10 protein-coding genes are annotated in these 14,648 nt (G+C 62.3%); all 10 read left to right on the top strand.

Going from position 1 to position 14,648, the window contains the following annotated elements; translation table 11 throughout:
- The first annotated feature begins 415 nt into the window (after window positions 1–415).
- The 10 genes from gyrA to G7009_RS22440 all read left to right on the top strand — a co-directional run bounded on the left by gyrA (window position 416) and on the right by G7009_RS22440 (window position 14,545).
- Window positions 416–3,193 (top strand): DNA gyrase subunit A, encoded by a 2,778-nt coding sequence (gene gyrA / locus G7009_RS22485; protein WP_181132296.1) that lies wholly within the window; start codon window positions 416–418, stop codon window positions 3,191–3,193.
- Between the two features lie 70 nt (window positions 3,194–3,263).
- Entirely contained in the window at window positions 3,264–4,349 is a 1,086-nt protein-coding gene (gene serC / locus G7009_RS22480; RefSeq protein ID WP_181132295.1) for a 3-phosphoserine/phosphohydroxythreonine transaminase, read from the top strand.
- Entirely contained in the window at window positions 4,349–5,443 is a 1,095-nt protein-coding gene (pheA, locus tag G7009_RS22475; RefSeq protein ID WP_181132294.1) for a prephenate dehydratase, read from the top strand. The genes serC and pheA overlap by 1 nt, the downstream gene beginning before the upstream one ends.
- A gap of 132 nt (window positions 5,444–5,575) precedes the next feature.
- On the top strand, window positions 5,576–7,783 hold the full coding sequence (locus tag G7009_RS22470; protein WP_308813350.1) for a bifunctional prephenate dehydrogenase/3-phosphoshikimate 1-carboxyvinyltransferase: 2,208 nt from the start codon (window positions 5,576–5,578) through the stop codon (window positions 7,781–7,783).
- Window positions 7,780–8,466 carry a (d)CMP kinase gene (gene cmk, locus G7009_RS22465; protein ID WP_181132292.1) on the top strand — a complete coding sequence of 229 codons (687 nt, stop codon included), beginning with the start codon at window positions 7,780–7,782 and terminating at the stop codon, window positions 8,464–8,466. Before G7009_RS22470 ends, cmk begins: the two co-directional genes overlap by 4 nt.
- Before the next feature lie 124 nt (window positions 8,467–8,590).
- On the top strand, window positions 8,591–10,267 hold the full coding sequence (gene rpsA / locus G7009_RS22460) for a 30S ribosomal protein S1 (RefSeq protein WP_181132291.1): 1,677 nt from the start codon (window positions 8,591–8,593) through the stop codon (window positions 10,265–10,267).
- 477 nt (window positions 10,268–10,744) lie between these two features.
- Window positions 10,745–11,050: an integration host factor subunit beta gene (ihfB, locus tag G7009_RS22455; protein ID WP_181132290.1), complete on the top strand. Its 306-nt coding sequence runs from the start codon at window positions 10,745–10,747 to the stop codon at window positions 11,048–11,050.
- A gap of 19 nt (window positions 11,051–11,069) precedes the next feature.
- The gene (locus G7009_RS22450) at window positions 11,070–11,333 is read left to right on the top strand and encodes a LapA family protein (protein ID WP_181132289.1); all 264 of its coding nucleotides are present in this window, start codon (window positions 11,070–11,072) and stop codon (window positions 11,331–11,333) included.
- A 98-nt stretch (window positions 11,334–11,431) separates the two neighbouring features.
- Window positions 11,432–12,859: an MBL fold metallo-hydrolase RNA specificity domain-containing protein gene (locus G7009_RS22445; RefSeq protein WP_181132288.1), complete on the top strand. Its 1,428-nt coding sequence runs from the start codon at window positions 11,432–11,434 to the stop codon at window positions 12,857–12,859.
- A 246-nt stretch (window positions 12,860–13,105) separates the two neighbouring features.
- Window positions 13,106–14,545: a mannose-1-phosphate guanylyltransferase/mannose-6-phosphate isomerase gene (locus G7009_RS22440; protein WP_181132287.1), complete on the top strand. Its 1,440-nt coding sequence runs from the start codon at window positions 13,106–13,108 to the stop codon at window positions 14,543–14,545.
- The last annotated feature ends 103 nt before the right edge of the window (window positions 14,546–14,648 follow it).

The raw sequence follows: 14,648 nt of genomic DNA, 5'->3' as shown, positions 1-14,648 counted from the left end.
CCGCACCGCGCACCGGTGGCTTGGGAACGTATCTTTGCCGCACCGCGCACCGGTGGCTTGGGAACGTATCTTTGTCGCACCGCGTACCTGTGGTGAGCGGGCTTGTCCCGCGATGCGGCAGTGGCAGCGCCCCGCATCTGTTCCTTGCGCGATGATTCACCGCGCCACTGCCTCCGTGACGCCGCTCCACGGGGAAATTCGGGACCGCTTGCCGCACTCCCATGCCACCAGGCTTTGTGGTAATATCCGGCAGTTTCCAAGGCCGCCCATTCAGGCGGTCGTCATTGCGCAGATCCATGGCTCAACTCATTGATTTGTCGTATGTCGTCGCTCGGCTGCGCGCTGCGACGGCGAGCTTCGTCCGTCCGCTCCCGGACGCGGCGAGGTTTCACCAGAAAAAGGAATCAGGCTTCTCATGGGCGAACTGGCCAAAGAAATCCTCCCGGTCAATATCGAAGATGAACTGAGACAGTCTTACCTCGACTACGCGATGAGCGTCATTGTCGGGCGTGCACTGCCCGATGCGCGTGATGGCTTGAAGCCCGTGCATCGCCGCGTTCTCTATGCGATGAGCGAACTGGGCAACGACTGGAACAAACCGTACAAGAAATCCGCTCGTGTGGTCGGTGACGTCATCGGTAAGTACCACCCGCACGGCGATACGGCCGTCTACGACACCATCGTGCGCATGGCCCAGCCCTTCTCGCTGCGCTACCTGCTCGTCGATGGCCAGGGCAACTTCGGTTCGGTGGACGGCGACAACGCCGCAGCCATGCGATACACCGAAGTGCGCATGTCCAAGCTGGCCCACGAGCTGCTAGCCGACCTGCACAAGGAAACCGTCGACTGGGTGCCCAACTACGACGGCACCGAGCAGATCCCGGCCGTCATGCCGACCCGCATTCCCAACCTGTTGGTCAACGGCTCCAGCGGTATCGCCGTGGGCATGGCGACCAACATCCCGCCGCACAACCTCGGTGAAGTCATCGACGGCTGCCTGGCGCTGATCGACAACGCCGAGATCACGGTCGATGAGCTGATGCAGTTCATCCCGGGCCCGGACTTCCCCACCGCGGGCCTGATCAACGGCCGCCAGGGTATCATCGAGGCCTATCGTACCGGCCGTGGCCGCATCTACATGCGCGCCCGCTCCGAGATCGAGGACATCGACAAGGTCGGCGGTCGCCAGCAGATCATCATCACCGAGCTGCCTTACCAGCTGAACAAGGCACGGCTGATCGAGAAGATCGCCGAGCTGGTGAAAGAGAAGAAGATCGAAGGCATCACCGAGCTGCGCGACGAGTCCGACAAGGACGGCATGCGTATCGTCATCGAGCTGCGCCGTGGCGAAGTGCCGGAGGTCGTGCTCAACAACCTCTATGCCCAGACCCAGCTGCAGAGCGTCTTCGGCATCAACATCGTCGCCTTGATCGACGGACGCCCGCGCCTGCTCAACCTCAAGGACCTGCTCGAAGCCTTCGTGCGTCACCGCCGCGAAGTGGTGACCCGTCGCACCGTGTTCGAGTTGCGCAAGGCGCGCGAGCGCGGTCATATCCTCGAAGGCCAGGCAGTCGCACTGTCCAACATCGATCCGGTCATCGCCCTGATCAAGGCCTCGCCGACCTCGTCGGAAGCCAAGGAAGCACTGGTCAGCACCGCCTGGGAATCCAGCGCCGTGCAGCTCATGGTCGAACGCGCCGGTGCCGAATCCAGCCGTCCGGAAAGCCTCGATGCACAGTACGGCATGCGCGATGGTAAGTATTTCCTGTCGCCGGAACAGGCCCAGGCGATCCTCGACCTGCGCCTGCACCGCCTGACCGGCCTGGAGCACGAGAAGCTGTTGGCCGAGTACCAGGAGATCCTCGACCAGATCGGCGAGCTGATCCGCATCCTCAACAGCGCCGAGCGCCTGATGGAGGTCATCCGCGAGGAGCTCGAGGCCATCCGTGTCGAATACGGCGACGTGCGCCGTACCCAGATCCTCGACGCGCGCCTCGACCTGACCCTGGGCGACATGATTCCGGAAGAAGAGCGCGTGGTGACCATCTCCCACGGCGGCTACGCCAAGACCCAGCCGCTGTCCTCCTATCAGGCGCAGCGCCGCGGTGGCAAGGGCAAGTCGGCGACGGGTATCAAGGACGAGGACTACATCGCCCACCTGCTGGTGGCCAACAGCCACGCCACGCTGTTGCTGTTCTCCAGCAAGGGCAAGGTGTACTGGCTCAAGACCTACGAGATCCCGGAGGCCTCCCGCGCCGCCCGCGGTCGCCCGCTGGTCAATCTGCTGCCGCTGGAAGAAGGCGAATACATCACCACCATGCTGCAGATCGACCTCGAGGCCCTGCAGCAGAGCATCGGCTCCGAAGAAGAGCTCGATGACGCCGAGGACGTGATCGAAGGCGAAGTGGTCGAGGCCGAGGAAATCGACGAGGAAGAGGGCGATACCCCCGAGCTCGTCGCCGAGCCGACCGGCGCCTACATCTTCATGGCTACCGCTTCCGGTACCGTGAAGAAGACCCCGCTCGCGCAGTTCGCCCGTCCTCGTACCAGCGGCCTGATCGCCTTGAAGCTCAAGGAAGGCGATACCCTGATCGCTGCGGCCATCACCGACGGCGCCAAGGAAGTGATGATGTTCTCCGACGCGGGCAAGGTGATTCGCTTCGCCGAGGGCGTGGTTCGCCAGATGGGCCGTAACGCCCGTGGCGTACGCGGCATGAAGCTGGGCAAGGGCCAGCAGGTGATCTCCATGCTGATCCCCGAGTCGGGCGCGCAGATCCTCACGGCCTCCGAGCGTGGTTTCGGCAAGCGCACGCCGCTGTCGAAGTTCCCGCGTCGCGGTCGTGGTGGCCAGGGCGTCATCGCCATGGGCACCAAGGGCCGCAACGGCAAGCTGATCGGTGCCATCCAGGTCCAGGAAGGCGAAGAGATCATGCTGATCTCCGACCAGGGCACTCTGGTGCGCACGCGGGTTGGCGAAGTATCCAGCCTGGGCCGTAACACCCAGGGCGTGACGCTGATCAAGCTGGCCACCGACGAGACCCTGGTAGGCGTGGAGCGAGTCCAGGAGCCGTCCGAGGAAGCCCTCGACGACATCCTCGAGGAAGGCGGGGAGGGTGCCGAAGTCGAGGCGCTCGATCCGCTGGACACGGCAGCCGACGAAGCCGGTGCCAGCGACGAGGCACCTCAGGAATAACCCAGCGCAACAACCCGAGCGGGGCGACCAAGGTCGCCCCGTTGACTTACAGAGCAGAGCGAGAGTGGATGTGAGCAAACGAGCCTTTAACTTCTGCGCAGGCCCTGCTGCGCTTCCCGACGCTGTCCTGCAGCGTGCCCAGGCCGAGATGCTGGACTGGCACGGCAAGGGCCTGTCGGTGATGGAAATGAGCCACCGCAGCGACGACTACATGGCCATCGCCCACAAGGCCGAGCAGGACCTGCGCGACCTGCTGTCCATTCCCTCCAACTACAAAGTCCTGTTCCTCCAGGGCGGCGCCAGCCAGCAGTTCGCCGAGATTCCGCTGAACCTGCTGCCCGAGAACGGCACCGCCGACTACATCGAGACCGGCATCTGGTCGAAGAAGGCCATCGATGAGGCCCGTCGCTTCGGCAACGTCAACATCGCGGCCAGCGCCAAGCCCTACGACTACCTGGCCATCCCCGGCCAGAACGAGTGGAACCTGACCAAGGACGCCGCCTACGTCCACTACGCTTCCAACGAAACCATCGGCGGCCTGGAATTCGACTGGGTGCCGGCCACCGGTGACGTGCCGCTGGTGGTCGACATGTCCTCGGACATCCTCTCGCGCCCGATCGATGTGTCGCAGTACGGCCTGATCTACGCCGGCGCGCAAAAGAACATCGGCCCGAGCGGCCTGGTCGTGGTCATCGTGCGCGAAGACCTGCTCGGCCGTGCCCGCAGCAGCTGCCCGACCATGCTCGACTACAAGGTCGCGGCCGACAACGGCTCGATGTACAACACGCCGGCCACCTATTCCTGGTACCTGTCGGGCCTGGTCTTCGAGTGGTTGAAGGAGCAGGGCGGCGTCGATGCCATGGAGCAGCGCAACCGCGCCAAGAAAGACCGCCTCTATGGGTTCATCGACGGCAGCGACTTCTACAGCAACCCGATCAGCATCAACGCCCGTTCGTGGATGAACGTGCCGTTCCGTCTCGCCGACGAGCGCCTGGACAAGGCCTTCCTGGCGGGCGCCGATGCGCGTGGCCTGCTCAACCTCAAGGGTCATCGCTCGGTCGGCGGCATGCGCGCCTCGATCTACAACGCTCTGGGTCTCGATGCCGTCGAGGCGCTGGTGGCCTACATGGCCGAATTCGAGAAGGAGCACGCCTGATGGTCGAGCAAGAGCTCAAGGCGCTGCGCGTGCGCATCGACAGCCTCGACGAAAAGATTCTCGAGCTGATCAGCGATCGCGCCCGCTGCGCCCAGGAAGTCGCCAGGGTCAAGATGGCCACGCTGGCCGAGGGCGAGAAGCCGGTCTTCTACCGCCCCGAGCGCGAGGCCCAGGTGCTCAAGCGCGTCATGGAGCGCAACCCTGGCCCGCTGGGCAACGAGGAGATGGCGCGCCTGTTCCGGGAGATCATGTCCTCGTGCCTGGCCCTGGAAGAGCCTCTCAAGGTCGCCTACCTCGGCCCTGAGGGCACCTTCACCCAGGCGGCGGCGATGAAGCACTTCGGCCATGCCGTGGTCAGCCGTCCGATGGCGGCCATCGACGAGGTCTTCCGCGAAGTGGCGGCCGGTGCCGTCAACTTCGGCGTGGTGCCGGTGGAGAACTCCACCGAGGGCGCGGTCAGTCACACCCTCGACAGCTTCCTCGAGCACGACATGGTGATCTGCGGCGAAGTCGAGCTGCGCATCCACCACCACCTGCTGGTGGGCGAGAACACCAAGACCGACAGCATCACCCGCATCTACTCCCATGCTCAGTCCCTGGCCCAGTGCCGCAAGTGGCTCGATGCCCATTACCCGAACGTCGAGCGCGTGGCGGTCTCCAGCAACGCCGAGGCCGCCAAGCGGGTCAAGGGCGAGTGGAATTCGGCGGCGATCGCCGGTGACATGGCGGCGTCCCTGTACGGCCTGACTCGTCTGGCCGAGAAGATCGAGGATCGTCCGGACAACTCCACGCGCTTCCTCATGATCGGCAACCAGGAAGTACCGCCGACCGGAGACGACAAGACCTCCATCATCGTCTCCATGAGCAACAAGCCAGGCGCCTTGCACGAGCTGTTGGTGCCGTTCCATGACAACGGCATCGACCTGACGCGCATCGAGACGCGTCCTTCGCGCAGCGGCAAGTGGACCTATGTGTTCTTCATCGACTTCGTCGGCCATCACCGTGACCCGCTGATCAAGGCGGTGCTGGAGAAGATCAGCCAGGAAGCCGTGGGGCTGAAGGTACTGGGCTCGTATCCGAAGGCGGTACTCTGAGGTTGAAGTTGGTCTGTGAGGCCCGCAAATCGAATCGATCTCGCGGGCCGACATGGATTCATCCGGCAATGACTGCCATTCTGAACAGGGTTCGCACACGTGGTTGATGTGGTAGCAAACAAATCCGCGCCGATTATCGGTCGTCTGGTGGTCGTGGGCCTCGGCCTGATCGGCGGCTCCTTCGCCAAGGGTGTGCGCGAAAGCGGGCTGTGTCGGGAAGTGGTCGGCGTCGACCTCGATGCGCCATCGCGCAAGCAAGCGGTGGCGCTGGGCGTGGTCGATCGCTGCGAAGAAGACCTGGCCGCGGCCTGTATCGGCGCGGACGTGATCCAGCTGGCCGTGCCTATCCTGGCCATGGAAAAGCTTTTGGCGCGCCTGGCGACGCTCGACCTGGGCAATGCCGTGCTGACCGACGTGGGCAGCGCCAAGGGCAACGTGGTGCGGGCGGCGCGCGCGGTTCTCGACCGGCGTCTTGCGCGCTTCGTGCCAGGTCATCCGATCGCCGGCTCCGAGCAGAGCGGGGTGGAAGCCTCCAACGCCGCGCTGTTCCGTCGCCACAAGGTGATCCTGACGCCCCTGGCGGAGACCGATCCTCAGGCCCTGGACATCGTCGATCGGCTCTGGCGCGCCCTGGATGCCGACGTCGAGCACATGACGGTCGAGCGCCATGACGAGGTCCTGGCCGCCACCAGCCATCTGCCGCACCTGCTGGCCTTCGGCCTGGTCGACTCACTGGCCAAGCGCAATGAAAACCTCGACATCTTTCGGTACGCTGCGGGAGGATTCCGCGATTTCACGAGAATCGCCGGCAGCGATCCGATCATGTGGCATGACATCTTTCTCGCCAACCGTGAAGCTGTCTTACGCACGCTGGATACTTTTCGCAGCGACCTCGACGCCTTGCGCGAAGCGGTCGACGCAGGGGATGGGCATCAGTTGCTGGGCGTGTTCACGCGCGCCCGGGTTGCCCGCGAGCATTTCAGTAAAATCCTGGCCCGCCGGGCCTATGTGGACGCTATGAACGCCAACGACCTGATTTTCCTGGCCCAACCTGGTGGCCGCCTGTCCGGACGAATTCGTGTGCCGGGCGACAAATCGATTTCCCATCGTTCGATCATGCTCGGCTCGCTGGCCGAGGGCACCACCGAAGTCGAAGGCTTCCTGGAGGGCGAAGACGCACTGGCGACCCTGCAGGCCTTCCGCGACATGGGTGTGGTCATCGAAGGCCCGCAGCATGGCCGAGTGACCATCCATGGCGTCGGCCTGCATGGCCTCAAGCCGCCACCGGGCCCGATCTACCTGGGCAACTCCGGTACCTCCATGCGCCTGCTCTCGGGCCTGCTGGCCGCGCAGCCGTTCGACGTGACCATGACCGGCGACGCCTCGCTGTCCAAGCGTCCGATGAACCGCGTCGCCAACCCCCTGCGCGAGATGGGCGCGGTCATCGAGACCGGTCCCGAAGGACGTCCGCCGTTGACGATCCGTGGCGGCGCCAGGCTCAAGGCGTTGACCTACACCTTGCCAATGGCCAGCGCCCAGGTGAAGTCGTGCCTGCTGCTGGCGGGCCTGTATGCCGAAGGCCGCACCACCGTCACCGAGCCGGCGCCGACCCGTGACCATACCGAGCGCATGCTGCGTGGCTTCGGCTACGACGTGCGGACCGATGGTCCGGTGGCCTCGCTGGAAGCCGGCGGCACGCTGACGGCGACGCGGATCGAAGTACCGGCGGATATCTCTTCGGCGGCGTTCTTCCTGGTCGCGGCTTCCATTGCCGAAGGCTCGGAACTGGTGCTCGAGCATGTCGGCATCAACCCGACCCGTACCGGCGTGATCGACATCCTGCGCCTGATGGGTGGTGACATCACCTTGGAAAACCAGCGCGAGGTGGGTGGCGAGCCGGTTGCCGACCTGCGTGTGCGCGGCGCTGCGCTCAAGGGTATCGATATTCCCGAGCATCTGGTGCCGCTGGCCATCGACGAATTCCCCGTGCTGTTCGTCGCCGCTGCCTGCGCCGAGGGTCGCACCGTGCTGCGTGGCGCCGAAGAGCTGCGAGTCAAGGAGTCCGATCGCATCCAGGTCATGGCTGACGGTCTCGTGGCGCTCGGCGTGAAATGCGAGCCGACCCCTGACGGCATCATCATCGACGGCGGCCAGATCGGTGGCGGTGAAGTGCACGGGCATGGCGACCACCGTATCGCCATGGCCTTCAGTGTCGCCTCGCTGCGTGCCAGCGCGCCGATTCGCATCCATGACTGCGCCAACGTCGCCACTTCCTTCCCCAACTTCCTGTCGCTGTGCGCCGAAGTCGGTATCCGGGTGGCGGAAGAGGGCAAGTCATGAACTCGCCAGCGCCGGTCATCACCATCGACGGACCAAGCGGGTCGGGCAAGGGCACGATTGCCGGCATCCTGGCTCGCGAGCTGAAGTGGAGGCTGCTGGACTCGGGCGCGCTCTATCGCCTGCTGGCGTTTGCTGCCGGCAACCATCGCGTCGACCTGACCAACGAAGAGCTGCTCAAGGCGCTCGCCGCCCATCTGGATGTGCAGTTCATCGCGGCCGAGCCAGGTAAGCTGCAGCAGATCGTGCTCGAAGGCGAGGATGTCAGCCATGTCATCCGTACCGAGACCGTGGGCGCCGGCGCCTCCATGGTTGCCTCGCTGCCGGCGGTGCGCGATGCCTTGCTGCAACGCCAGCGCGCTTTCCGCGAAGCGCCCGGCCTGATCGCGGACGGTCGCGATATGGGAACGGTCGTGTTCCCGGACGCGCCGTTGAAAATCTTCCTCACCGCCAGTGCGGAGGAGCGCGCGCGTCGCCGCTATCTGCAGTTGAAGGCCAAGAATGAAGATGTTAGTCTGTCGAGTCTGCTAGATGAGATACGTGAGCGCGATGAGCGCGACACCCAGCGCGCGGTAGCCCCGCTCAAGCCGGCGGTCGATGCCATTCAGCTGGATTCCACGGAGTTGTCCATCGAGCAGGTGTTGCAACGCATCAGGAGCGAGATCGCTTTGCGCGACCTCGCATGATGACCAGGATAGCAGGCAGGGGCACCAGTCAACGTCCTGCCCGCTTTCCTTTATATGAACGAAACCCACATTGTCTGGAATGTGGTTATGGGCGTCTGTTTCGCCCGAATCTACAGGAATTAAAATGAGCGAAAGCTTTGCAGAACTCTTTGAAGAAAGCCTGAAGACCCTCAATCTTCAGCCTGGTGCAATCATCACCGGTATCGTTGTCGACATCGATGGTGACTGGGTTACCGTCCACGCCGGCCTGAAATCCGAGGGCGTCATCCCGCTCGAGCAGTTCTACAACGAAGCTGGCGAGCTGACCATCAAGGTCGGTGACGAAGTTCACGTTGCGCTGGACGCGGTCGAAGACGGCTTTGGCGAAACCAAGCTGTCCCGTGAAAAAGCCAAGCGCGCCGAGTGCTGGATCGTTCTGGAAGCAGCTTTCGCCGCCGAAGAAGTGGTCAAGGGCGTTATCAACGGTAAGGTTAAGGGCGGCTTCACTGTCGACGTTAACGGTATCCGTGCGTTCCTGCCAGGTTCCCTGGTTGATGTCCGCCCAGTGCGCGACACCACCCACCTCGAAGGCAAAGAGCTGGAATTCAAGGTCATCAAGCTCGACCAGAAGCGCAACAACGTTGTCGTTTCCCGTCGCAGCGTCCTGGAAGCCGAGAACAGCGCCGAGCGTGAAGCTCTGCTGGAATCGCTGCAGGAAGGCCAGCAGGTCAAAGGTATCGTCAAGAACCTCACCGACTACGGCGCCTTCGTGGACCTGGGCGGCGTCGACGGCCTGCTGCACATCACCGACATGGCCTGGAAGCGCATCAAGCACCCATCCGAGATCGTCAACGTTGGCGACGAGATCGATGTCAAGGTCCTGAAGTACGATCGCGAGCGTAACCGCGTATCCCTGGGCCTGAAGCAGCTGGGCGAAGACCCATGGGTTGCTATCAAGGCACGTTACCCAGAAGGTACCCGCGTGACCGCGCGCGTCACCAACCTGACTGACTACGGCTGCTTCGCTGAGCTGGAAGAAGGCGTCGAAGGTCTGGTACACGTTTCGGAAATGGACTGGACCAACAAGAACATCCACCCGTCGAAAGTCGTTCAGGTTGGCGACGAAGTGGAAGTCATGGTTCTGGACATCGACGAAGAGCGTCGTCGTATCTCCCTGGGCATCAAGCAGTGCAAGTCGAACCCATGGGAAGACTTCTCTGGCCAGTTCAACAAGGGCGACAAGATCTCCGGCACCATCAAGTCGATCACCGATTTCGGTATCTTCATTGGTCTGGACGGCGGCATCGACGGTCTGGTTCACCTGTCGGACATCTCCTGGAACGAAGCCGGCGAAGAAGCCGTGCGTCGCTTCAAGAAGGGCGACGAGCTGGAAACCGTCATCCTGTCGGTTGACCCAGAGCGCGAGCGCATCTCCCTGGGCATCAAGCAGCTGGAAGACGATCCGTTCTCCAACTTCGTTGCTGTCAACGACAAGGGCTCGATCGTCAAGGGCATCGTGAAGGAAGTTGACGCCAAAGGCGCCATCGTCACCCTGGCCGATGACATCGAAGCGACTCTGAAGGCTTCCGAAATCAGCCGTGACCGCGTTGAAGACGCGCGTAACGTCCTGAAGGAAGGCGACGAGATCGAAGCCAAGATCATCAGCGTTGACCGCAAGAGCCGCGTCATCAGCCTGTCCGTCAAGTCGAAGGACGATGCTGAAGAGCGCGAAGCCATCCAGAGCCTGAAAACCGCTCCGGAAGCTTCTGGCGACACCACCATGGCTGCGCTGCTGCGCGAAGCGATGGCCAAGCAGAACTAAGTTCTGTCTTGGAAAAAAGGGCGACTTCGGTCGCCCTTTTTTTTGGCTTGAGAAAAGTGGGATGTCTGGATGTGTCTAAACTGAGCCGCATGCCGGTGGTGATTTGTGGATGCTGGAGCTTGTTGGTCGCTCTGGACATGCATCGGTGATGCTGATGGTCTCATCGCGGGACAAGCCCGCTCGCCACTGGTGCGCGGGTGATGAAGGTATATTCCAGGCAGCCGACGGACTCACCACTGTTGCACAGGCTGGACACATTCCAGATGGCAAGCGGGCTTGTCCCGCGATAGGCCATCAGCTTCCCAGAAGATTCAGAAGCCGAAGGCCAAGCGTCAGCATCTGAAAAGCCGGATGAAAACTCCAACCCCACGTCTTGATTATTTTTCCGAAGTCAAGATCAGCCCTGTTCAAATCCCGCCAAGCGTGCTACAAACAGCTGGAGCAATGATCTAGCTGCTTGATAACGAAGGGAAAAATATGACGAAGTCGGAGCTGATCGAACGTATTGTCACCCATCAAGGACTACTCTCGTCCAAGGACGTCGAGTTGGCCATCAAGACCATGCTTGAGCAGATGTCGCAATGCCTGGCCACCGGCGATCGCATCGAGATCCGAGGTTTTGGCAGCTTTTCCTTGCATTACCGCTCTGCTCGGGTCGGACGCAACCCCAAGACTGGTCAGTCAGTAAGCCTGGATGGCAAGTTCGTGCCGCACTTCAAGCCCGGCAAGGAACTGCGAGACCGCGTCAACGAAGAAGACGACCACGACCAAGCACGTGCCTGAAGCGAAAAGGAATCCATCGATGCGTAATCTCAAGCGCCTACTGGTTGCGCTTTTTGTGCTGCTGCTGGCGGCTGTTGTCCTGTTCTTCGTGCTCGAGAACCAACAGCCGGTCTCGCTGGTGCTGTTCGGATGGTCCGCTCCGGCCATGCCCGTCGCCGTGCCAGTGTTGGTTGCGCTTATCGTGGGCCTGGCCATCGGGCCGTTTCTCGGTGCGTATGGAGTACTGCGCAGCAAGCGCAGGATCCGTGCCTCGGCTCGCGAAGCGGCACTCGCCAGCAAGTAAGGAAGTTTCTGACTTAAAGCGGAAAAATGTCCGATGCTCCGGGATAGAGCAATATGCCGTAATAGCGCACTTCACCTGTCTCGGAGTGCGTTATCCCAATGCAGTATCCAAGCCTTTCACATCATGGCGGCACTCACGGCGTCACCGGCTCCTGCCATCAACTGCACCTCGATGCCGCTACCAGCCTGCTGGTTGACTGTGGCCTGGAGCAGGGTGCGGACGCCCAGCCGGGCACTGCGTCCCTGGCATTCGATATCACCGGTATCCAGGCGCTGGTCATCACCCACGTTCACCTGGATCATGTAGGCCGCATCCCCGCATTATTGGCCGCCGGGTACCGCGGTCCCATTCTGTGCAGCGAACCTTCGGCCAAGCTTCTGCCCCTGGTGCTCGAAGACGCCTACAAGCTCAGCGTCACCAGCGACCCGGCATCCGTCGCGCGCTATATCGAATTCGTCCGGAAACTCATCCAGCCCTTGCCGTTCGGCGAGTGGCACGCGGTGGTCGAGCGAGAGGGGCTGCACTGCCGCATACGCCTGCAGCGCGCCGGTCACCTGCTCGGCTCGGCCTACGTCGAGTGCGACGTGCACCGGTCTACCGATACCGACAGCTCCCGCGTGGTCTTCTCCGGCGACCTCGGCAGCGCCGGCAATCCCTTGCTGCGCGGTCTCCAGTCACCCGAGCGGGCCGATGTACTGGTGCTCGAAAGCACCTACGGCGATCGCCTGCACGATGATCACGCCGATCGTCAACAACGCCTCGAAACGGTGATCGACCGCGCCTTGGCCGACCAGGGCACCATCCTCGTTCCCGCCTTCAGCCTCGGTCGTACCCAGGAGCTGCTGTACGAAATCGAGGACATTCTCCATCGCAAGGCGCTGCTACAGGAAAGCGAGCGCGACGCGGACCCCGCGCAACCCCTGGACTGGTCGCAACTCCCCGTCATCCTCGATTCGCCGCTCGCCCAACGCATTACCCGGACCTACCGCGACCTGCACGAATACTGGAATGCCGAAGCCAGCGAGCGCCGAGGGCAAGGCCGCAAGCCTCTGGGTTTTCGCCAGCTCATCAATATCGATACCCATGCCAGGCACCAGCAAGTGGTCAACTACCTGAAAAGTACCGGTCGCCCGGCGATCGTCATCGCAGGCAACGGCATGTGCTCGGGCGGACGCATCGTCAACTACCTCAAGGCCATGCTCGGCGATCCGCGTCATGAGGTGGTTTTCGTCGGCTATCAGGCCAAAGGCACTCCCGGCGCGGTCATCCAGGCGAGTGAAGGCGCCGAAGGCTTCGTCAAGATTGATCTGGACGGGGACCTGTACGACATAAGGGCCAAGGTGATCACCCTTGGCGGATATTCGGCGCATGCGGATCAGCAAGGGTTGCTAGAATTCGTAACGGGAATGTCCCGATGGCCGACTCGGATCAAGCTGGTTCACGGCGAGCAGCCCGCCAAGCGCGCACTGGCGGCCAGGCTGGAACAAGCCTATCGACAAAGTGATAGGTCCTTAGTGATCGATTGACCGTTTTCACGGTCCAAGGCTGCGGTCACTGGTAGCTGTACGTGTTTCCCCCCGAAGGAAGCCTCCCGGAATTTTCTCTGATATTCTAGGTGGCTCTCGATTTCTTGGGTAGGCGTATTGTCGATGCCTCCAAGGCAGCAGTTTCTCACTAGCATTGAACGTACAAGGTGCGAAGTGGCCGATTAGTGCTGATGTACTTTGCGTGTCATTTATGTGCCATGATCTGGCCGGCAGGATTATTTAGATATGGACTTGATTCCCGTAATTTTATCAGGCGGCGTTGGTAGTCGGCTGTGGCCCGTTTCTCGCGAGGCCCATCCGAAACCTTTCATGACCTTGCCTGATGGCCAAAACCTTATCCAGAAGACCTTTCTCCGTGCCTCCGCCCTTGAGGGCGTCTCGGAAGTCCTGACCGTCACCAATCGTGAGCTGCTGTTCAAGACCGAGGACGAATACCGCGCAGTCAATGGCGCCGGCCATGCCCAGTCGTACATTCTCGAACCTTTCGGCCGCAACACCGCCGCCGCCGTCGCCCTGGCCGCCCTGCAACTGCAAGAGGCCCATGGCGACCAGGCCCACATGCTGGTGCTTGCCGCCGACCACCTGATCCAGGACGAAACCGCATTCGCCGACGCCGTGGCCAAGGCCGTCAAGCTGTCCGAAGACGGCTGGCTGGTCACCTTCGGTATTCAGCCACAATATCCGGAAACAGGTTTCGGCTACATCGAAGCGGGCAAGGCCGGCGAGTTGGCCAACGGCCTCAAGGTCGCCCGCTTCGTCGAAAAACCCGACCTGGCCACCGCTCAGGCCTATGTCGCCGCCGGCAACTACTTCTGGAACTCGGGCATGTTCTGCTTCCAGGTCGGCACCGTCCTGGAAGAGTTCAAGCGCCACTCTCCCGATGTCCTGCAAGCCGTCACCGAAGCCAAGCAATGCTCGCGCCTGGCCCAAGCCAAGGCCTACAGCTGCCTGTCCGTCGACCCCGACAGTTTCGCCCAGGTACCGGACATCTCCATCGACTACGCCCTGATGGAGCGTTCCGAGAAAGTCGCCACCGTGCCGTGCGACATCGGCTGGAGCGACATCGGCTCGTGGAACGCGGTCAGCGAACTGACCGAGGCCGACCAGGACGGCAACCGCTTCGAAGGCGAAGTGCTGTCGTACAACTCGCGCAACAACTACGTCAACAGCGAAGACCGCCTGACCGCCCTGGTCGGTGTCGAAGACCTGCTGGTCATCGACACCGCCGACGCCGTCATGATCGCCCACAAGGATCATGCCCAGGACGTCAAGCACATCGTCGGCCAGCTCAAGAGCAGCGGTCATACCCTGCACCAGTTGCACCGCACCGTGCATCGGCCGTGGGGCACCTACACCACCCTGGAAAACGGCGACCGCTTCAAGATCAAGCGCATCGTGGTCAAGCCCAAGGCGTCCCTCTCCCTGCAGATGCACCATCACCGCAGCGAGCACTGGATCGTGGTCAGCGGCACGGCCGTCGTGGTCAACGACGACAAGGAGATGATGCTGCACACCAATGAATCCACCTTCATTCGTGCCGGCCATACCCATCGCCTGCAGAATCCGGGCGTCATCGACCTGATCCTGATCGAAGTGCAAAGCGGCGACTACCTCGGCGAAGACGACATCGTCCGCTTCGAGGACAACTACGGCCGTTGCAGCTGACACCCAAGCGCTCCCCGCTCGGCCCGTGACGCCTCCGCCGGAGGCTCGCGGGCCGTTGGTCATCTGCCGCTCGTTCCGGCAGCCGCCTACCATCGATTTTCGC

Origin of the sequence: Pseudomonas capeferrum, from assembly GCF_013523055.1 — a bacterium.
Lineage (GTDB): Bacteria > Pseudomonadota > Gammaproteobacteria > Pseudomonadales > Pseudomonadaceae > Aquipseudomonas > Aquipseudomonas capeferrum_A.
This window is presented reverse-complemented; position numbering and strand designations above follow the sequence as displayed.